The sequence below is a fragment of the Pseudomonas syringae pv. tomato str. DC3000 genome (genome assembly GCF_000007805.1).
Lineage (GTDB): Bacteria > Pseudomonadota > Gammaproteobacteria > Pseudomonadales > Pseudomonadaceae > Aquipseudomonas > Aquipseudomonas avellanae.
In genome coordinates, this window is the sequence record NC_004578.1 from 4,967,489 (window position 1) to 4,987,950 (window position 20,462).

Annotated in this window: 18 protein-coding genes and 1 other RNA gene; 1 reads left to right on the plus strand and 18 read right to left on the minus strand. The window is 59.8% G+C overall.

Features of this window, described 5'->3' with window-relative positions; translation table 11 throughout:
• Positions 1 to 218: 218 nt before the first annotated feature.
• Positions 219 to 674 (plus strand): DUF721 domain-containing protein, encoded by a 456-nt coding sequence (locus PSPTO_RS22805; RefSeq protein ID WP_003377653.1) that lies wholly within the window; start codon positions 219 to 221, stop codon positions 672 to 674.
• A 135-nt stretch (positions 675 to 809) separates the two neighbouring features.
• On the opposite strand, the gene lpxC is transcribed toward PSPTO_RS22805, so the two are convergent.
• From lpxC to rsmI, 18 genes are all read right to left on the minus strand, one after another.
• Positions 810 to 1,721, minus strand: a complete 912-nt coding sequence (lpxC, locus tag PSPTO_RS22810) for a UDP-3-O-acyl-N-acetylglucosamine deacetylase (RefSeq protein ID WP_003377651.1) — start codon at positions 1,719 to 1,721, stop codon at positions 810 to 812.
• Between the two features lie 112 nt (positions 1,722 to 1,833).
• Positions 1,834 to 3,021, minus strand: a complete 1,188-nt coding sequence (gene ftsZ, locus PSPTO_RS22815) for a cell division protein FtsZ (protein WP_005766576.1) — start codon at positions 3,019 to 3,021, stop codon at positions 1,834 to 1,836.
• A gap of 87 nt (positions 3,022 to 3,108) precedes the next feature.
• Positions 3,109 to 4,365, minus strand: coding sequence for a cell division protein FtsA (gene ftsA / locus PSPTO_RS22820; RefSeq protein ID WP_003377649.1), 1,257 nt, complete (start codon positions 4,363 to 4,365; stop codon positions 3,109 to 3,111).
• A gap of 14 nt (positions 4,366 to 4,379) precedes the next feature.
• Positions 4,380 to 5,249 (minus strand): cell division protein FtsQ/DivIB, encoded by an 870-nt coding sequence (locus PSPTO_RS22825; RefSeq protein ID WP_005766574.1) that lies wholly within the window; start codon positions 5,247 to 5,249, stop codon positions 4,380 to 4,382.
• Positions 5,250 to 5,252: 3 nt separating this feature from the next.
• Entirely contained in the window at positions 5,253 to 6,212 is a 960-nt protein-coding gene (locus tag PSPTO_RS22830) for a D-alanine--D-alanine ligase (RefSeq protein ID WP_011105003.1), read from the minus strand.
• Positions 6,209 to 7,669, minus strand: coding sequence for a UDP-N-acetylmuramate--L-alanine ligase (murC, locus tag PSPTO_RS22835; RefSeq protein WP_005766570.1), 1,461 nt, complete (start codon positions 7,667 to 7,669; stop codon positions 6,209 to 6,211). The genes PSPTO_RS22830 and murC overlap by 4 nt, the downstream gene beginning before the upstream one ends.
• A complete protein-coding gene (gene murG, locus PSPTO_RS22840; protein WP_005766568.1) occupies positions 7,662 to 8,732 on the minus strand; it encodes an undecaprenyldiphospho-muramoylpentapeptide beta-N-acetylglucosaminyltransferase in 1,071 nt (356 codons plus the stop codon). Before murG ends, murC begins: the two co-directional genes overlap by 8 nt.
• Complete coding sequence (gene ftsW, locus PSPTO_RS22845) at positions 8,722 to 9,933, minus strand: putative lipid II flippase FtsW (protein WP_162839066.1); 1,212 nt, start codon at positions 9,931 to 9,933, stop codon at positions 8,722 to 8,724. Before ftsW ends, murG begins: the two co-directional genes overlap by 11 nt.
• The gene (gene murD, locus PSPTO_RS22850; RefSeq protein WP_005766566.1) at positions 9,933 to 11,279 is read right to left on the minus strand and encodes a UDP-N-acetylmuramoyl-L-alanine--D-glutamate ligase; all 1,347 of its coding nucleotides are present in this window, start codon (positions 11,277 to 11,279) and stop codon (positions 9,933 to 9,935) included. The genes ftsW and murD overlap by 1 nt, the downstream gene beginning before the upstream one ends.
• Positions 11,280 to 11,284: 5 nt before the next feature.
• The gene (gene mraY, locus PSPTO_RS22855; protein ID WP_003313553.1) at positions 11,285 to 12,367 is read right to left on the minus strand and encodes a phospho-N-acetylmuramoyl-pentapeptide-transferase; all 1,083 of its coding nucleotides are present in this window, start codon (positions 12,365 to 12,367) and stop codon (positions 11,285 to 11,287) included.
• Positions 12,367 to 13,737 carry a UDP-N-acetylmuramoyl-tripeptide--D-alanyl-D-alanine ligase gene (gene murF / locus PSPTO_RS22860; RefSeq protein ID WP_011105004.1) on the minus strand — a complete coding sequence of 457 codons (1,371 nt, stop codon included), beginning with the start codon at positions 13,735 to 13,737 and terminating at the stop codon, positions 12,367 to 12,369. The genes mraY and murF overlap by 1 nt, the downstream gene beginning before the upstream one ends.
• Positions 13,730 to 15,193 carry a UDP-N-acetylmuramoyl-L-alanyl-D-glutamate--2,6-diaminopimelate ligase gene (locus PSPTO_RS22865; RefSeq protein WP_005766562.1) on the minus strand — a complete coding sequence of 488 codons (1,464 nt, stop codon included), beginning with the start codon at positions 15,191 to 15,193 and terminating at the stop codon, positions 13,730 to 13,732. Before PSPTO_RS22865 ends, murF begins: the two co-directional genes overlap by 8 nt.
• Positions 15,193 to 16,923 (minus strand): peptidoglycan D,D-transpeptidase FtsI family protein, encoded by a 1,731-nt coding sequence (locus tag PSPTO_RS22870; protein ID WP_017682720.1) that lies wholly within the window; start codon positions 16,921 to 16,923, stop codon positions 15,193 to 15,195. Before PSPTO_RS22870 ends, PSPTO_RS22865 begins: the two co-directional genes overlap by 1 nt.
• Complete coding sequence (gene ftsL / locus PSPTO_RS22875; RefSeq protein WP_005739040.1) at positions 16,920 to 17,213, minus strand: cell division protein FtsL; 294 nt, start codon at positions 17,211 to 17,213, stop codon at positions 16,920 to 16,922. Before ftsL ends, PSPTO_RS22870 begins: the two co-directional genes overlap by 4 nt.
• Complete coding sequence (gene rsmH, locus PSPTO_RS22880; protein ID WP_007243678.1) at positions 17,210 to 18,151, minus strand: 16S rRNA (cytosine(1402)-N(4))-methyltransferase RsmH; 942 nt, start codon at positions 18,149 to 18,151, stop codon at positions 17,210 to 17,212. Before rsmH ends, ftsL begins: the two co-directional genes overlap by 4 nt.
• Before the next feature lie 2 nt (positions 18,152 to 18,153).
• Entirely contained in the window at positions 18,154 to 18,609 is a 456-nt protein-coding gene (gene mraZ, locus PSPTO_RS22885; protein WP_005620303.1) for a division/cell wall cluster transcriptional repressor MraZ, read from the minus strand.
• Positions 18,610 to 18,915: 306 nt separating this feature from the next.
• Positions 18,916 to 19,273: RNase P RNA component class A (rnpB, locus tag PSPTO_RS22890), an RNA gene on the minus strand.
• Between the two features lie 86 nt (positions 19,274 to 19,359).
• Positions 19,360 to 20,229, minus strand: coding sequence for a 16S rRNA (cytidine(1402)-2'-O)-methyltransferase (rsmI, locus tag PSPTO_RS22895; protein WP_007243679.1), 870 nt, complete (start codon positions 20,227 to 20,229; stop codon positions 19,360 to 19,362).
• Positions 20,230 to 20,462: the final 233 nt, after the last annotated feature.

The following is a 20,462-nucleotide window of genomic DNA, read 5'->3' on the forward strand; positions in this document are numbered from 1 at the left end:
CTACCCGGAAACGATGGTGAGGAAAGTGGCGTTATTCCACGATGCTGGCACAGCGCTGTGACGGGGCAGGTTTACAATGGGGCCATTTTCAAGCACTTCAACCCGCAATCCGGGGAAGTTACTCATTGATTTGCATATGAAAGCACGGAAATGCCTTGGAAAGCAGCCGTCAGATTGCTTTCTGTTAAGATGTTCATCTTGTTACCAGGCACTTGCCCATGGCCTTTCGTCCTCTGAATGCCCGCCCACCCGCTGTTTTGCTACGTGAAGCCAAGCCCCTCAAGGCTATCTTCCGTCACGCCGAGCGCCTGAGCCATTTGCAGCGCCTGCTCGAAAGTCAGTTGCAGCCAGCGGCCCGCGAGCATTGTCATGTGGCGTCGTGGCGCGAAGGCACGTTGTTATTGATCGTGACGGACGGTCATTGGGCCACGCGCCTGCGTTATCAGCAGAAGCGTCTGCACCGGCAACTGATTGCGTTTGATGAATTCATCAATCTGACCCGTATTGCCTTCAAGGTGCAGCCACCCGACGCCCCGCGCGGAGCGGCCACGCACACCATCGACCTGTCGACGGTCGCCGCCGAAAACATTCAGGCCACCGCCGAGGGCATCACCGACCCCAAGCTGCGCGCCGCCCTTGAACGGCTGGCCAGCCACGCCAGGGACAAGAAGTAACCGCTGAGCCCTCTCGACCAACAATCTGCCAACGGCCAAACCCCGCGCACACCTGACGCCCGACAAAAAATCCCATAAAAAAAGGCCACCCGAGGGCAGCCTTTAAATAACAAAAGGAAAGAGAGTAAAGCTTGCTTACACGGCCGCGACAGGACGCATGTAAGAAATAGGTGCCGTACTGGCATCCTCGAAGGTCACGACTTCCCAGGCGTCTGTCTGCTCGATCAAGGCGCGCAGGAGACGATTGTTCAGTGCATGCCCCGATTTGAAGCCCCGGAACTCACCGATCAGGCTATTGCCCAGCAGGTAGAGGTCACCGATAGCATCGAGGATTTTGTGTTTGACGAATTCGTCCTCGTAACGCAGGCCGTCTTCGTTCAGTACACCGTCCTTGTCGACCACGATGGCGTTTTCCACACTGCCGCCGAGTGCGAGGTTGTGCTTGCGCAGGTACTCGATATCACTCATGAACCCGAAGGTCCGGGCACGGCTGACTTCCTTCACAAAGGAAGTGCTGGAAAAGTCCACGCTTGCACTCTGGGTGCGGTCACGGAAGACGGGGTGATCGAAATCGATCTCGAAACTGACCTTGAACCCTTCGAAAGGCACGAAAGTAGCGCGTTTACCGCCCTCTTCCACTGTGACTTCACGCAGGATACGGATGAATTTCTTCGGCGCGTCCTGTTCTTCCAGGCCTGCCGATTGAATCAGGAATACGAAAGGGCCTGCGCTGCCGTCCATGATAGGAACTTCGGAGGCAGAGAGCTCGACGTAGGCGTTATCGATGCCAAGGCCAGCCATGGCCGAGAGCAGGTGTTCTACCGTATCAACTTTGACATCACCATTGACCAGAGTGGTCGACAGAGTGGTGTCGCCGACGTTTTCCGCACGCGCAGGGATCTGCACGACGGGGTCAAGGTCAGCTCGGCAAAACACAATGCCGGTATTCACAGGTGCGGGCTTGAGGGTCAGGTAAACCTTCTCCCCGGAGTGCAGGCCTACACCTGTGGCACGGATAATATTTTTCAGGGTGCGTTGTTTTATCATGGCATGGGCCGCTTCAGCGCAAGTTGCGAACTGGTATCAACAAAGGCTGGCGATGATAGCAGACCATGCCTTTGCTGAACACCAATCACCCTAATACCCCTGATACATTTCATCAATCGGCCTGACGACGCAGGAAAGCCGGGATGTCCAGGTAATCAAGGTCATCGTTTGGATTCATCTTCGCCGCAGCTGTTGCGCCTGCGTGTGCCTGGTTGCGCATCACGGTAGGACGGTCCAGATCACGGTAGTTGACCGAAGGAGCTTCCTGACGGGCCGCCTGCTGTGCAGGAGCCTGCTGGGTGGTCTGCAGCGTGTTGTCGATGACCTTGACAGGCTTCTCGATTTTCGCGCCCAGGCCGGTAGCAACCACCGTCACGTGCAACTCGTCACGCATGTCAGGATCGATAACCGTACCGACCTTGACCATCGCGTGCTCGGAAGCGAACGCTTCGATGATGCTGCCCACGTCCGAGTACTCACCCAGAGACAGGTCAGGACCGGCAGTGATGTTGACCAGGATGCCGCGAGCGCCCTGCAGGTTGACGTCTTCGAGCAACGGGTTGCGGATAGCCGCTTCAGTCGCCTCACGCGCACGGTTCGGACCGCTGGCGCAGCCAGTGCCCATCATCGCCATGCCCATTTCGCTCATCACGGTGCGCACGTCGGCGAAGTCGACGTTGATCATGCCCGGACGCTTGATGATGTCGGAGATACCGCGAACGGCGCCGGCCAGTACATCGTCAGCCTTGGCGAAAGCCGACAGCAGGCTGGCGTCCTTACCGAGGATGGTCAGCAGCTTCTCGTTGGGAATGGTGATCAACGAGTCGACGCTTTCGGACAGCATACGGATGCCTTCATCGGCGATCTGCATACGCTTGCGACCTTCGAACGGGAACGGACGAGTCACGACTGCGACCGTCAGAATACCCATTTCCTTGGCCACTTCAGCAATGATCGGTGCTGCACCGGTACCGGTACCGCCGCCCATGCCAGTGGTGATGAAGACCATGTTGGTGCCCTGCAGAACTTCTGCAATGCGCTCGCGATCTTCCAGTGCGGCCTGACGACCGACTTCAGGGTTGGCGCCAGCGCCAAGGCCTTTGGTCACGCCTGTACCCAGTTGCAGAATGGTCCGCGCGCCGATGTTTTTCAGCGCTTGAGCATCCGTGTTGGCGCAGATGAATTCCACGCCTTCGATGTTGCTCTTGACCATGTGATTGACAGCGTTTCCGCCACCACCGCCTACACCGATAACCTTGATAACCGGGCTTTGCGGGACGTTGTCTACGAGTTCGAACATTTTCTCTCTCCTTCCGCTTTCTAGTTAGGTTTGCCTACTGCCTGCCGATACTGCTTTTTGTCGCCCTGAATCTTTGAAATCTGACGCTTAGAAATTGCCCTGCACCCAACGCTTGATCCGCTCAAGCACCGGGGCCTTGGTTTCGTCGCTGTAGCTGCTGTTGCCGACAATCCCGGACAGCGAAATACCGTCCGACTGTTTCTGCAGGCCATACAGCAACAGGCCTACGCCCGTTGAATAGATCGGGTTGCGCACCACATCCGCGAGCCCTTTGACGCTGTGCGGCACGCCCAGGCGCACCGGCATGTGGAAGATTTCCTCGGCCAGTTCCACCGCACCTTCCATTTTCGCCGTACCACCGGTCAGCACGATGCCGGCCGGGATCAGGTCTTCGTAGCCGCTGCGACGCAGTTCGGCCTGGATCAGGGTGAACAGTTCGTCATAACGAGGCTCGACCACTTCGGCCAGGGCCTGACGCGACAGCTCGCGAGGTGGACGGTCGCCCACGCTCGGTACCTTGATGGTTTCGCCGGCGCCGGCCAGTTTGGCCAGAGCGCAGGCATAACGAATCTTGATTTCTTCGGCGTACTGAGTCGGGGTACGCAACGCCATGGCGATGTCGTTGGTGACCTGATCGCCGGCAATCGGGATCACCGCCGTGTGACGAATGGCGCCTTCGGTGAAGATCGCGATGTCGGTCGTGCCGCCACCGATGTCCACCAGGCAGACGCCCAGCTCTTTCTCATCGTCGGTCAGTACCGAATAGGCCGATGCCAGTTGCTCAAGAATGATGTCGTCGACTTCCAGACCGCAGCGACGCACGCACTTCTCTATGTTCTGAGCCGCGTTCACCGCGCAGGTCACGACGTGGACCTTGGCTTCCAGACGCACGCCGGACATGCCCAGGGGTTCACGCACGCCTTCCTGGTTATCGATCACGTAATCCTGAGGCAGGGTATGCAGCACGCGCTGGTCGGCAGGAATAGCCACCGCCTGAGCAGCATCAAGCACGCGCTCAAGGTCCGCAGCGCTGACTTCACGATCACGAATCGCCACGATGCCGTGGGAGTTCAAGCTACGAATGTGGCTGCCTGCAACACCGACGAATGCCGAGTGGATACGGCAACCGGCCATCAACTGCGCTTCTTCGATAGCGCGCTGAATCGACTGCACGGTGGATTCGATATTCACCACCACGCCTTTTTTCAGGCCGCGGGACGGATGGGTACCGATACCCACGATTTCCAGCGAGCCATCGGCCGCGACTTCGCCTACCAGCGCCACCACCTTGGAGGTACCGATATCCAGCCCGACGATCATTTTGCCGCTTTGCACGTTTGCCATGGTCCTGCCTCTTATCAATTCTTCGCGACGGCGGGTTTGTCCGTCGTTGCCGCTGCCTGTTCGCGCCAACCGACCGCAAGGCCGTTGGAGTAACGCAAGTCGACGCGCGCGATATTCGTTATTTGTTCTTTCAGCGTTTTGTCGTAGATCGCGATGAAGCGGCGCATCTTCTCGACAAGGTGGTCGCGTCCAAGCAACAGTTCGATACCCGGGCCAGCACTACCGGCGCCTGTTGTCAGGAACCAGCTGCCGCGCTCGCGCAGTTCCAGGCGCACGATGGAGAAGCCCATTGGCCGCAACATCTGACTCAATACCTGGTACTGCTGCATCACCTGCTGTTGGGCCCGCTGCGGGCCGAACAACTGGGGAAGATGTTCGTAATTGGACAGTTCACGCGGTGTGAAAGCCTGCCCCTGGTTATTCAACAGTGCTTCATCGCCCCAACGGGCAACCGGCAACTGCTCTTCAAGACGAATGACCACCTGATCCGGCCAGACGCGACGCACTTCAGCGTGTGCAATCCACGGCATCTGCTCAAGTTCGGTGCGCATGGCGGCCAGATCGATCTTGAAAAAACTCGACGCCACATAAGGCGCAATTCGTTGCTGCACAGCCTGCTGGCTGATGTAACTCAAATCGCCCTGCACATTGATGCGGGCAATCGGGCGGTCGGCATACGGCAGCAGACGCTGTGCGCCCTCATAAGTACCAAAGCCCAGCACCACCAACAGCACTGGCCAGAACAAACGCTTCAGAAAACTGAAGTTGGCCTTGGGCAGGCGCGCCGACAGAGGCTCTTTGGCCACCATCCGGCTGGCGCCACGCGGCACGGGCTTGTTGCGGCCGGGAGCGGGGGGCTGAGGACGTGCCGACGGGCCGTACATGCCTTAACCTCTCGCCTGAACGCTGTCGGCTAGTATCGCCAACACCAGTTGTTGAAAGTTCAGACCGGCAGCGCGTGCTGCCATCGGCACCAGACTGTGATCGGTCATGCCGGGCACGGTATTGACTTCCAACAGCCAGAACTTGCCCTCTGCGTCCTGCATCACATCCGTGCGCGCCCACCCTGCAATGCCGATGGCGTCGCACGCGCGTGCTGCAAGTTGTTTGAGTTGCTGTTCCTGTGCATCGTCAAGCCCACACGGGATCCGGTACTGAGTATCGGAGGCCAGGTACTTGGCGTCGTAATCATAAAAACTGTGAGGAGTGCCCAGGCCAATGGGAGGCAACACCTGGCCACGCAGAGACGCCACAGTAAACTCAGGACCCTGAATCCACTGTTCGACTAATACTTGCGAATCGTAGGTACTGGCAGCTTTCCAGGCGGCGATCAATTCATCGACGCTGTTCACCTTCGCCATACCGATACTTGAACCTTCATGGGCCGGTTTGACGATCAAAGGGAAGCCCAGTTCCGTGGCCGCGCAAATACAATCGTTCTCGTTTTCCAGAACGGCGTGCAGCGGCGTTGCAGGGCCAAGGCTCTGCCAGACCTGCTTGGTGCGCAACTTGTCCATTGCCAGTGCCGAAGCCAGTACACCGCTGCCGGTGTAAGGGATTTCCAGACATTCCAGCAGCCCTTGCATGGTGCCGTCTTCGCCGCCGCGGCCGTGCAGGACAATAAACGCACGGTCGATTTTTTCGCTGACCAGTCGCTGCAGGAAGTCGTCGCCCACATCGATGCCGAACGCATCCACGCCAGCGTCGAGCAGCGCCTTGAGCACTGCATTCCCCGAGTTCAGGGAGACTTCCCGCTCGGCACTCTTGCCACCGAAGAGCACGGCGACACGGCCGAAGCTTTTCGGCTCAAGTGTCGAGCGCAGGGAAGACCGGGCAACGGCTGTCATTTCAACTTACCTTCGGTCGAAGCCACTTTCGCGCCGACGAACAGCGGGCTATTCAGTAATCGCGGTGCCAGACCAGCAATGTCACCAGCGCCCTGACACAGCAAAATGTCTCCTGCGCGCAGCAGCGGCTTGACCAGCGGCGCCAGCTCGACGCCGCGCTCGATATAGATCGGGTCCAGTTGGCCGCGCTGGCGAATGCTATGGCACAGGTTGCGGCTGTCCGCGCCAGGGACCGGCTCTTCACCGGCCGGGTAGACCTCCATCAACAGCAACACATTGGCTTCAGCAAGCACCTGCACGAAATCGTCGTACAGATCGCGGGTACGACTGAAACGGTGCGGCTGATAAACCATGACCAGACGACGATCCGGCCAGCCGCCACGTACAGCACTGATCACAGCAGCGACTTCACGCGGGTGGTGACCGTAATCGTCGACCAGCATCACGTGGCCGCCTTCGACCGGCAGCTCGCCGTAGACCTGGAAGCGTCGGCCGACGCCCTGAAAGCCCGAAAGCCCTTGAACGATGGCTTCGTCGCTGACGCCTTCGTCAGTCGCGATGGCGATGGTCGCCAGCGAGTTCAGTACGTTGTGGTTGCCGGGCATGTTTACCGACACGTCCAGCGGCTCGCGGTCGCGGCGCAGCACGGTGAAGAACGTCAACATGCCGTCCTGACGCACGTTGATCGCGCGTACGTCAGAATCTTCGCTAAACCCATAAGTCATGGTCGGGCGCTTGACCAACGGCAGAATATCGCGCACCACCGGATCATCAATGCACATCACTGCCAGACCGTAGAACGGCAGGTTGTGCAGGAACTCGACAAAGGTCTTCTTCAGTTTGTTGAAGTCGCCGCCGTAGGTCGCCATATGATCGGCATCGATGTTGGTGACCACCGCGACCAGCGGTTGCAGGTGCAGAAAACTGGCATCGCTTTCGTCGGCTTCGGCAATCAGGTAACGGCTGGTGCCCAGTTGCGCGTTGGTGCCGGCGGCGTTCAGACGGCCACCAATGACGAACGTCGGGTCCAGGCCACCGGCCGCGAACACCGAGGCGATCAGGCTGGTGGTGGTAGTTTTGCCATGCGTACCGGCAACGGCAATGCCGTGGCGATAGCGCATCAGCTCGGCGAGCATCTCGGCACGCGGCACCACTGGAATACGACGCTCCAGAGCGGTAGCGACTTCCGGGTTGGACGTGTTCACGGCGCTGGAAACCACCAGTACATCGGCACCCACGGTGTTCTCGGCGCGATGGCCGACGAAAATCTGCGCACCGAACGACTCAAGGCGTTCGGTCACGGCCGAGCCCTTGAGGTCGGAGCCGGACACTTCGTAACCGAGGTTCAACAGCACCTCGGCAATACCGCACATGCCAACGCCGCCGATACCGACGAAATGGATGCGGCGGATACGGCGCATTTCAGGCTGGGGCATGGCGCGCTGATTCTCAACCATGGGCCACCTCCACACAGACATTGACGACGGTGTTGGTTGCATCAGGCTTGGCCAGGCTGCGTGCAGTACGGGCCATGCTGTTCAATTGTTCGGGTTGCATCAAAACCTCTTTCAGGCGTGCGGCCATCTCGGCGGCGCCAGTTGTCGCTTGCGGCATGACGAAGGCTGCGCCTTCGCGGGCCAGATAGTCGGCGTTACGCGACTGATGGTCATCAATCGCGTGGGGCAGCGGTATCAGCAACGACGGCAGACCGGCGGCGGCCAGTTCGCTGATGGTCAATGCGCCTGCGCGGCAGACCACCAGATCGGCCCAGCTATAGGCTTGGGCCATGTTCTGGATGAAAGGCGCAACCTGCGCCTCGACGCCCACGTTGCGATAGCGCTCGGCAGTGACGGCGTCATGATTCTTGCCCGACTGATGAAACACTTCGGGCTGGATGTCCTGAGGCAGTTGCGCCAGCGCGTCGGGCAACAACTTGTTCAGCGGCTCCGCGCCCAGGCTGCCGCCCAGCACCAGCAGACGCGCCTTGCGGCCGGCCAGCGCCTGACGCGGTGTTTCAAGAAACAGCTCGACACGCACCGGGTTGCCGGTGGTGCGGCGCTTGGCCGAGGCGGCAAATGTATTCGGGAACGCCTCGCACACGCGGCTGGCGAACGACGCCAGACTGCGGTTGGCAGTGCCGGCAACGGCATTCTGCTCGTGGATGATCAACGGTACGCCAGCAAGCCTTGCAGCCAGACCGCCGGGGCCGGTGACATAACCACCAAAGCCGACCACGCAGACCGGTTTCACCTGACGCACAACCTTGCGGGCCTGCATCAGGGCCTTGAGCAGCATGAAAGGCGCCTTGAGCAGCGACAACCGGCCCTTGCCACGTAGACCGGTAACATTGATCAGGTGCAGGGGCAGACCCGCCTGCGGAATCAGCTCGTTTTCAATGCCGCGCGGCGTACCCAGCCAATGGACCTTGTAGCCACGGGCCTGGAATTCGCGAGCGCAGGCCAGTGCCGGGAACACATGCCCGCCGGTCCCGCCAGCCATAATCAGCACATTAGCGTCCATGGGGCGTCTCCTCGGCGAAGTCGCTTTCCTTGAACTCGGCTTCTTCGCTGCCCATGTTGTTGCGCGATTCCCATTCGATGCGCAGCAGCAAGCCAAGGCTTGCGCAGCAGATGACCAGCGAGCTGCCGCCATAACTGAGGAACGGCAGGGTCAGGCCCTTGGTTGGCAGCAGGCCGACGTTCACACCGATATTGATCAGAAACTGACCAATCCACAGAAACGAAAGACCGTAGGCCACATAAGCGCCAAAGAACTGCTTGGCGCGCTCGGCCCACATACCGATGTACATGCCGCGAATGGCGACGAACAGAAACAGCGCAACCGTGATCAGCGAGCCGACCACGCCCAGCTCTTCCGCAAGCACGGAGAACACAAAGTCGGTGTGCGCTTCCGGCAGATAGAACTGCTTTTGCACGCTGTTGCCCAGGCCGACGCCGATCCACTCGCCGCGCCCGAAGGCAATCAGCGCCTGGGTCAATTGATAGCCCGAACCGAACTGGTCGGCCCACGGGTCGGTGAAGTTGGTCAGACGCGCCATCCGGTAAGGCTGGGCCTGAACCAGAACGACAACCGAGGCGACCGCCAGCACGACCATCAGCGAGAAACGGAACAGGCCTACGCCACCGAGAAACAACATGGCCGCTGCCGCGCCCATCATCACCACGGTTGCGCCGAAGTCTGGCTCCATGAGCAGCAGACCGGCCATCGGCAACAGCACGATGAACGGCTTGAAGAAGCCCATCCAGCTCTCGCGAACTTCCTGCTGCTGACGAATCAGGTAGCCCGCCAGGAAGATCACCACAAACACTTTGGCGATCTCCGACGGCTGCACGTTGAACGCGCCGAAGCCGATCCAGCGCATCGACCCGTTCACCTCGCGCCCGATCCCCGGCACCAGCACCAGCAGCAACAGGCCGAACGCGCCGAGCAGCATCAGCCAGCCAAGACGCTGCCAGGTGGCGACCGGGATCATCATGGTCACACCGCACGCGCCCAGACCGATCAGCAGATAGACCAGGTGGCGAGTCATCATGTACAGCGTATTGCCCGACTGCACGGCGGCAACTTCCGACGAAGCAGAAGTAATCATGACCAGACCGAGGCCCAGCAGCGCCAGACAACCGACCAGCATCGGGAAGTCGAGGTCGATACCGCGCCCGCTGATCAGTGGCGATGGATAAGGCTTGATCACACCGAAGATCATGACAAGCACTCCACTGCCTGCGCGAACACACGTCCGCGCTCTTCATAATTCTTGAACATGTCCAGACTGGCGCATGCAGGGGAAAGCAACACGGCATCGCCGCGCTGAGCCAGCTCGGCGCTGCGCTCGGCAGCCGCCTGAACCGTGTCGACACGAATCAGCGGCACGGCATCACCCAGCGCCTGGGCAATCAGCTCGGCATCGCGACCCAGCAACACCGCAGCGCGGCAGTATTTAGCCACGGGGGCACGCAGGCCGCTGAAGTCGGCACCTTTGCCATCGCCACCGGCGATCAACACCAGCTTGCCGCCGATATCCGAGCCCAGGCCTTCGATAGCGGCCAGTGCAGCACCCACGTTGGTGGCCTTGGAATCGTTGTAGTAGTCCACGCCATTGCGCTCACGCAGCCATTGGCAGCGGTGCTCAAGGCCGGTGAACTCACGCAGGCTGGAAAGCATGGCGTCGAACGGCAGGCCCACGGCATGCCCCAGCGCCAGGGCTGCCAGTGCGTTAGCCTGATTGTGTGCGCCGCGAACTTTCAGCTCGCTCACCGGCATCAGGTTCTCGAACTGGAATGCCAGGAATTTTTCGCCGTTCTCTTCACGCAGACCAAAGCCGTGGAAGTCAGGCTTGTTGAGGCCGAACGTCCAGCAAGGCAGGCCTTCGCCGATCAACGGACGGGACAGCGCGTCCTGCCGATTGACCACTACTTGCCGCGCGCCACGGAAAATACGGTGCTTGGCGAGGTGATAGGCCGGCAGACCGGAATAACGGTCCATATGGTCTTCGCTGATGTTCAGCACGGTCGCCACTTCGGCATTGAGCTGATCAGTGGTTTCGAGCTGAAAACTGGACAATTCCATCACGTACAACTCGACATCATCGCTGAGCAGGTCCAGCGCCGGGGTGCCCAGGTTGCCGCCCACAGCAACACGCTTGCCGGCAGCTGCGGCCATCTCGCCGACCAGCGTGGTCACGGTGCTTTTCGCGTTGGAACCGGTAATCGCAATCACCGGTGCCTTGGCGTAACGGGCAAACAGTTCGATGTCGCCGGACAGCTTGGCGCCGCGTGCATGCGCCTGCTGCAAGGCCGGTGTGGCCAGGGCCAGACCAGGGCTGACATAAAGCTCGTCGGCACGGCAGAGGAAGTCCACGTCCAGTTCGCCACACCGCACTTCCACCTGAGGATAGTCACGACGCAAAGTCGCCAGCTCAGGAGGATTTTCCCGCGTGTCGGCCACAGCAAAGGACACGCCCCGGTTCGCCAGGAAGCGAACCAGGGACATGCCACTCTTGCCAAGCCCCACAACAATGCGGAAGCGGTCGGAAACGATCAGGGACACTCGTTCTACCTCAGTTTCAGTGTGGCAAGGCCGATGAGCACCAGAATCACGGTGATGATCCAGAAACGGACGATCACGCGTGGCTCGGGCCAGCCTTTGAGTTCAAAGTGGTGGTGAATCGGCGCCATGCGGAATACGCGGCGGCCGGTCAGTTTGAAAGACGCAACCTGAATGACCACTGAAAGGGTTTCCATCACGAACACGCCGCCCATGATGAACAGGACCATTTCCTGACGCACGATCACGGCCATGGTGCCCAGCGCAGCGCCCAGTGCCAGCGCACCGACGTCGCCCATGAACACCTGAGCCGGATAGGTGTTGAACCAGAGAAACCCGAGCCCCGCACCAATCAGTGCACCCGAGAAGACAATCAGCTCACCCGCCCCCGGCACGTAGGGAATCAGCAGGTATTCCGCGAATTTCACGTTACCCGACAGGTAGCAGAAGATGCCCAGCGCACCGCCGACCATCACCGTCGGCATGATCGCCAGCCCGTCCAGGCCGTCAGTCAGGTTGACTGCGTTGCTGGAACCGACAATCACAAAGTACGTCAGCACGATGAAGCCGATGCCGAGCGGAATGCGCACATCCTTGAGCATCGGCACGATCAATGTGGTTTCGGTCGCCGATGGCGCAGTCGTGTACAGAAAGATTGCCGCGCAAAGGCCGAACACCGACTGCCAGAAATACTTCCAGCGACTCGGCAGACCACGGGAATTCTTTTCAATGACCTTGCGGTAGTCATCAACCCAGCCGATGGCACCGAACAGAAAGGTCACCAGCAACACAACCCAGACGTAACGGTTGCTCAAATCAGCCCAGAGCAAGGTGCTGATACCGATGGACGAGAGGATCAGCGCACCGCCCATGGTCGGCGTACCGGACTTGGACAAGTGCGATTGCGGACCATCGTTACGGACCGACTGGCCGATCTGGCGCATCTGCAGGGTGCGGATCATCCACGGCCCCAGGCACAGCGACAACGTCAGCGCAGTGAGCACGCCAAGGATCCCGCGCAGAGACAGGTACTGAAAGACCGCAAAGCCTTTGTAGAACTGTTGTAAGAACTCGGCCAACAGCAGCAGCATTAATGTTTCTCCAGGCTAGAACCGCACAAGGCAGCCACGACGTTTTCCATCGCAGCGCTACGCGAGCCCTTGATCAGTAAAGTGGTATTGGGGTCTTGCTCGGCGCCCAGCGCCGCAATCAGCTCTGCCTGACTGGCAAAGTGGTAGGCATGTTCACCGAAGGCACTGACGGCGTGTGTCATGAGTGGGCCGACCGCATACAGCGCCGACACCTTGCCAGCGGCATAGGCGCCCACGTCGTGATGCCCCTGCTCGGCCCATTCGCCCAGCTCGCCGATATCGCCCAGCACCAGCACGGTACGGCCGGTAAAACCGGTAAGGATGTCGACGGCAGCGTTGATCGACCCAGGGTTGGCGTTGTAGGTGTCATCGATGACGCGCACACCGTTGCTGGCGATTTGCGCGACAGCGCGACCTTTGACCGGCTGCACGTTGTTCAGGCCGGCAACGATGCCCTCCAGGCTCACGCCCAGTGCGCAGGCGGCAGCGGCAGCGGCCAAGGCGTTGGTCACGTTGTGCGTGCCCAGCAGATTCAGCTGTACCTGCGCGCTGCCGAGCGGGCTGGCCATGGTGAAGCTCGGGCAGCCTCGCGCATCACGGCTCAGCTCGCCGGCATGGAAATCAGCCGCCGCATCAGCCAGCGCGAAGGTCAGAATGTTGCGGTGACCGGCGCGCTTGCGCCAGATCGGGAATGCCTTGTCTTCCAGATTCAACACGGCTGTGCCGCTGGCTTCGACGCCTTCAAGAATCTCGCCCTTGGCCTCGACGATTCGCTCGGGGCCACCAAACTCGCCGACATGGGCGGTTCCGGCATTGGTAATAATGACCACATGCGGCTTGGTCAGACTCACGGTGTAGGCAATCTCGCCGACCCGTGAAGCGCCTAACTCAATGACGGCAGAGGTGTATTCCGGCGCCAGCTCCAGCAGGGTCAGCGGAACGCCCAGTTCGTTATTCAAATTGCCGCGCGTTGCCAATACAGGGCCGCGCGTGCGCAGGATGCTCGCGAGCATTTCCTTGACAGTGGTTTTGCCGCTGGAGCCGGTGACGGCGGCGACAGGCCTGTCGACAAACCCGTTGCGGTTCATCGCACCCAGTTGCGCGAGCGCCTTGCGAGTATCGAGTACCACCAGTTGTGGCAAGGCAGCGCCCTCCACTTCGTGCTCGACCAGGGCACCGACTGCGCCTTTGGCTGCGACCTGGTCGAGGTACTCATGGCCGTCGAAGCGCGGGCCGGTCAGGGCCACGAACAATTGCCCCGGCGCGATGCCACGGCTGTCGGTGCTCACACCGTCAAAGCTGCAATCGCCGCCGACCAGACGCGCGTCGAGCGGTACGGTCAGTTCGCTGAATGTCATCGGCTTAATCATTCTCAGGCCCCCATGCGGCAAGCGCCGTGGCGGCTTCTTCCAGATCGGAAAACGGCTGGCGCTTGCCGTCGATTTCCTGATAGTCCTCGTGGCCTTTGCCCGCCAGCACCACCACGTCATCGACAGTTGCGCTGGCGATCAGCTCGGCAATGGCCTGACCACGACCTTCGATGAAGCGCACTTTGTCGGCCGTTACGAAACCTGGACGAATGTCGTCAAAAATGTTGGTCGGTGCCTCGGAGCGCGGGTTGTCATCAGTAACCCAGACGCCGTCAGCCAGTCTTTCGACAACTTCAGCCATCAACGGGCGTTTGCCGCGATCGCGATCACCGCCGCAGCCGAACAGGCACAACAGGCGGCCTTTGGCGTGCGGACGCAGTGCTTCAAGCACTTTTTCCAGCGCGTCCGGGGTGTGCGCGTAATCCACGACCACCAGAGGCTTGTCGGCGCCGCCCAGACGCTGCATGCGGCCGACCGGCCCTTCGAGTTTGGGCAGTACCTTGAGAATTTCGTCCAGCGCGTAGTCCAGCCCCAGCAGTGCGCCGACCGCTGCCAGCACGTTGCTCAGGTTGAAGCGCCCCAGCAGGCTGCTGCGCAGGAAATGCTCGCCCTGAGGCGTGACCAGTGTGGCGCGCACGCCATCGTCATCAAATTTCGCGTCGCGGCAGTACAGGTAAGCCGAGCTATCCAGCTGGCTGTAGGTGATCAACCGCGATTCTTGCTTGAGGCCAGCCAGTTCGCGACCAAAATCGTCATCCAGATTGATCACCCGGCAGTTCAGATTCGGCCACGCGAACAGCTTGGCCTTGGCTGCCGCGTAAGCTTCCATGGTGCCGTGATAATCCAGGTGATCACGAGACAGATTGGTCAGCACTGCCACGTCGAACGCCAGCGCCGTAGCCCTGCCTTGATCCAGACCGTGGGACGACACTTCCATAGCCACGGCGCGCGCGCCCGCCTTTCTCAGGTCGGTCAGCGCTGCCTGAACGGCAATGGGATCAGGAGTGGTATGACGGCCGCTTTGCAGTGCGCCGTAAAAGCCGGTGCCGAGGGTGCCGACGATGCCGCAGCGTTGACCCAGCGCGTCGAGCGCCTGAGCAACCAGCTGGGTGACGCTGGTCTTGCCGTTGGTGCCGGTGACGCCCACCAGATTCAGGCTGCGGCTCGGGTCGCCGTAGAAGCGACCGGCAACGTCGGACAACTGCGCTGCCAGCCCTTTGACCGGAATCAGCGGCACGTCGGTGATCGGCAGAACCGTTGCACCTTCGACCTCGTAGGCCACCGCTGCTGCGCCGCGCTTGAGTGCGTCGGCAATGTGCGCGCGACCATCGACCTTGATACCCGGCACAGCCAGAAACAGGTCACCTGGACGAACATTGCGGCTGTCGAGTGTCAACTCGCGGATCAAGGGATCGCGGTCGGTATGAGCGAAAATCTTGCTGAGATTAAAGGCCATCAACCACGCCCTCCTTTGGCTGCAGGTGCGACATTGACTTGTTCCGGTGGCGCAAGGTTGTCTGGCGTCACGTTCATCAGACGCAACGTGCCGGACATGACCTTGCTGAACACCGGAGCCGAAACCAGACCGCCGTAGTAACCGCCCTTGCTCGGCTCGTCGATGACCACGACGATGGCGTAACGCGGGTTACTCATGGGGCCGAAACCGGCGAACAGGGAGCGGTAGGAGTTCTCCGCATAACCCTTGGTGCCGATCGACGTCTTACGTGCTGTACCGCTCTTACCGCCGACGTGATAGGACGGCACACGGGCGCGATACACGCCGCGCGGGTCTTCGATCACCTGCTGCAACATACCTTGCAGGGTCTTGGCGGTTTTCTCGGGAATAGCCTGAGTCGACTCGGGCTCTTTGTCTGTTTTCAAAATGGTCAGCGGTACGATCCGGCCATTGTTAGCCAGCGCGCCGTAGGCATGCACCAGTTGCAGGGCCGTTACCGACAGACCGTAGCCATAAGACAGCGTGGCGGTTTCTGCCTTGCGCCATTCGCGGTAGTTAGGCAGGTTGCCGACGCGCTCGCCCGGGAAGCCCAGGCCAGTGTACTGACCGAAGCCGACGCGCTGCATGGCGCGGAAAATAGCTTCGCCGCCTACGTCGAACGCGACTTTACTCATCCCGACGTTACTGGAGTTGATCAGGATGCCGGTCAGGTCGAGCACCGGGCCTTCGGTCTTGGTGACGTCGCGAATCGTGTATTTGCCGATCTGCAGGGTGCCCGGATAAACCTCGACCTTGTCGGTCGGTTTCCAACGGCCGCTGTCCAGCGCTGCGGTCATGGAGATCGGCTTCATGGTCGAACCTGGTTCGAACACGTCAATGATCGCCCGGTTGCGCATGGCGGCTGGCACCATGGTGCGGCGGTTGTTCGGGTTGTAAGTCGGCTGGTTGACCATCGCCAGAACCTCGCCGGTCTTGACGTCCATGATCACCATGCTGCCTGCCTTCGCTTCGTTTTCAACGATGGCGTTACGCAGTTCACGGGTGGCCAGGTATTGCAGGCGCAGGTCAATAGACAAAGCCAAGGTCTTTCCGGCCTTGGCATTCTTGGTCACCTGAACGTCCTTGATCAGCCGGCCGCGCCGGTCCTTGATGACCTGCCGCTTGCCGGGCACTCCGGCAAGCCAGTCGTCATACGCCAGCTCGACACCTTCGCGACCGTGATCATCAAGGTCAGTAAAACCAACCATGTGCGCGGTCACATCACCTGCCGGGTAGAAACGGCGGAATTCTTCGATGCCATAAACGCCGGGGACTTTCAAATCCAGCGCCGCCTGCCCCTGCTCCGGCGTCATGCCGCGAACCAGGTAAATGAACTCCTTGGTGGCCTGCGATTCCAGGCGATCGGTCAGCGCTTTGAGATCCTGACCTGTAGCCGCTGCAAGCATCGGCCACTTGGACTTGTCCTGCTGCATTTCGCGCGGGTTGGCCCACAGCGTGGTAACCGGCGTGCTAACTGCAAGCGGTTCGCCATTACGGTCGGTGATCAGGCCACGGTGAGCCGGAATCGGAATATGCCGAAGGCTGCGCGCGTCACCCTGCTCCTTGAGGAAGGTGTGGTCGATGACCTGCAGATCGACGATGCGCCAGCAAATGGCAAGCACCAGGGAGACCAGAAGACCCACGACTACGCGAAAACGCCAAGGATACAGTGCGCCCTCAAGCTTCATCATGGCGCCACCATCCGCACTTCAGCAGCGCTCGGGATGCGCATTTTCAGCTGTTCGGTGGCCAGTGTTTCGATGCGGCTGTGAGCCGTCCAGGTGCTCTGTTCAAGAATCAAACGACCCCACTCTGCCTGCGCCTTGTCGCGCACGCTCATCTCCGAGTACAGCGAGTTGAGCAGTTGACGGTTCCAATGAGCACTATAGGAAACGCCAATCGCCGACACGAGGACAGCAATGAACAGCAGCAGCATAATGAAACTGCCGCCGGGCAAAGGCTTCAGGAACAGACGGCTCACCTGAGCTTCTCCGCTACGCGCATGACAGCACTGCGCGAGCGCGGGTTGGCCTTTGTTTCGACATCCGATGCGAATTGAGCTTTGCCGTGGATCTTGATTTTCGGCTCGAACGCCTTGTACTGGATCGGCAGGTTGCGCGGCATGTTGTCGGCTTCGCCTTTGGCGAGCTTGCGCATAAACAGCTTGACGATGCGGTCTTCCAGCGAGTGAAAACTGATGACGACCAGACGGCCACCGACTTCCAGAGACTCCATTGCCGCTTCAAGCCCGGCTTCCAGATCGCCCAGTTCGTTGTTGACATGAATACGCAGGCCTTGAAAGGCACGCGTTGCAGGATTCTTGCCTTTTTCCCAGGCCGGGTTGGCGACCTTGAGGACTTCAGCGAGATCGGCAGTGCGCTCGAAAGGCTGGATTTCACGGCGCTGAACGACGGCATTGGCCATGCGTTTGGCAAAGCGCTCTTCGCCGTATTCCTTGAACACGCGGGCGATTTCTTCGGCGGGCGCGCTGGCAATGAATTCGGCAGCGCTGACGCCGCGGGTCGGGTCCATGCGCATGTCCAGAGGGCCGTCATTCATGAAACTGAAACCGCGCTCGGGGTCGTCGAGCTGCGGCGACGACACGCCCAGGTCGAGCAAAATGCCGCTGACCTTGCCCGCCAGGCCAAGCTCCTGAGCTTGCGAGCCCAACTCGGCAAAGCTGCGCTGCACAATGACAAAGCGGCCGTCTTCGGCCGCTAGCGCTTGCCCTGTGGCAATCGCTTGGGGGTCCTTGTCGAAACCCAGCAGCCGACCGTCGGGGCCGAGGTGGTTCAATATGAGACGGCTATGCCCGCCACGTCCGAACGTACCGTCCAGATAGCAGCCATCAGCGCGCACCGCGAGAGCCTCCACGGCTTCTTCGAGCAGCACGGTGATGTGGGTAAAACCGCTATTCATAGTCACAGGATCAGATCACGTAATTCGTCGGGCATCGCGCCAGGTTTTTGAATGGCAGCCAGGTCAGCATCAGCAAGAGCATTCCAGGCGTCCTCGTCCCACAGTTGAAACTTGTTGAGTTGGCCCACCAGCATTACGCGCTTGTCCAGCCTTGCGTATTCGCGCAGGCGAGGCGGCACCAGAAAACGCCCACTGCCGTCCAGTTCCAGATCGACAGCATTACCAATCAACAGCCGTTGCAGACGACGGTTCTCTTCACGGAACGTCGCCAGATCACGAAGTTTTGCTTCTATCAGCTCCCATTCGGACAGCGGATACAGACACAGGCATGGGTCAACAGCATCGATAGTCACGATCATTTGCCCGGCGCTACGCGAATCCAACTCGTCACGGTACCGACTCGGCATAGCGAGACGGCCCTTTGCATCGAGATTGATCGCATTGGCACCACGGAACACAGGCGCATTCTCCGAATATTAGCTTTTTGCGCTGAAAAAACCCACTTCGCGCCACTTTCTGCCACTTGCGCACACTATAGGAACGCGCCCACCACACCGTCAAGGCACGGTCTTAAGGAAAACCCTTACATTTCGGAGATTTAGAAGCGGTATCGAGTACAAAAGGATAATTTCAGGAAGGTTCTGACGGATAAATCCCACGCGACTCAAATCGTTGCGATTCAAAGTTAATGTGATTTATGAGGTTTAAGATTTTTTTGGTATTACGAGAGGGTTTTGCTGCTTGAAACGAGAGGTAGAAAAAAGGTGGAGAGTCGATCTGTAAGCCGGGTTCTGTCGAGGACAGTCATTCCTCTACGACGGCCATCACTGGACGTCTTTAGCAACCTACCCGGTTCCAGCGCGGGCCACGCCTAGGAACCCTATTTGGTCTTGCTCCGAGTGGGGTTTACCTTGCCACGAACTGTTGCCAGACGTGCGGTGCGCTCTTACCGCACCTTTTCACCCTTACCGGCACCGAAGTGCTTAGGCGGTTATTTTCTGTGGCACTTTCCGTAGGCTCGCGCCTCCCAGGTGTTACCTGGCACTCCGCCCTATGGAGCCCGGACTTTCCTCCCCCCCTTGTTGCGGAACAACAAAAGGCAGCGACTGTCCAATCGACTCTCCGCCGACAAGGTTAGCGGCACACGCCATCAAGAACAAGCTTTAATAGCGTGCAAAGCCTGCCCGAGCCTTTGCAATACAGACTTCTCAGCCCTTCTGCTTCTCCAGCGCCACCTGATACAGCAGGTTCTTGCGCACCCCGGTTATCTCGGCAGCCAGCGCTGCGGCACGCTTGAGTGGCATCTCTTCAAGCAGCAGATCCAGAATCCGGCGCGCCTCGGCACCAATAACGTCTTCGTCTTCGGGCTGCGTCCAGCCAGCCACCAGCACCACACACTCGCCACGCTGCTGATTGCTGTCGGCCTCTACAAATGCCCGAAGCTCACCCAAAGGCAGACCCTTGAGGGTTTCGAAAGTTTTGGTTATTTCACGCGCCAGTAACGCATGACGGTCCGCACCGAATACCAGCTCCATGTCCTGCAGGCATTCCAGGATGCGGTGCGGCGCCTCATAGTAGATCAGCGTGCGCGGCTCTTCTTTCACCAACTCAAGCTTTGCCCTGCGCCCCACTGCCTTGGCGGGAAGAAACCCCTCGAAGATAAATCGATCCGAAGGCAGCCCGGCGGCAGACAGCGCTGCGATCAACGCGCACGCACCCGGCACCGGGACAACCGGCACACCGGCAGCACGTGCCTGACGCACCAGGTGATAACCGGGATCGGAAATCAGCGGCGTGCCCGCATCGGAAATCAGAGCGATGTCGTCTCCGGCCAGCAAACGGGTGATGAACCGGCTACCCTCATCGCGTTCGTTATGCTCGTGACAGGCGGCCAGCGGCGTCGATATGCCGAAGTGTTGCATCAGGCGCGCCGAGTGACGGGTATCCTCCGCAGCTATCAATGCGACTTCACGCAATACCTTCAGCGCTCGCACGCTCATATCGTCCAGATTGCCGATAGGGGTCGCAACGACATAAAGCGAGCCCGGAGTGGAATTCGAAACAACCGGAACAGTCAAAACGCAGACCTCTTATGTTAAAGCTGATGTTTGAAAAAACGCATTGTACAGGCTGCGGCCGGGTCAACGGTTCGCGCATCAGGGATGGCAATGAAAAAGGGATAAAAACATGATTACCCGGCACAGCGAAACATCGCGACCCTCTCCAACTGAACGATTTGGCCTGCAGATGACCTTAACGCGACCAATATCACGGCTTTAAACACCTTCGACGTCGCACCCCGGCCAGTGCT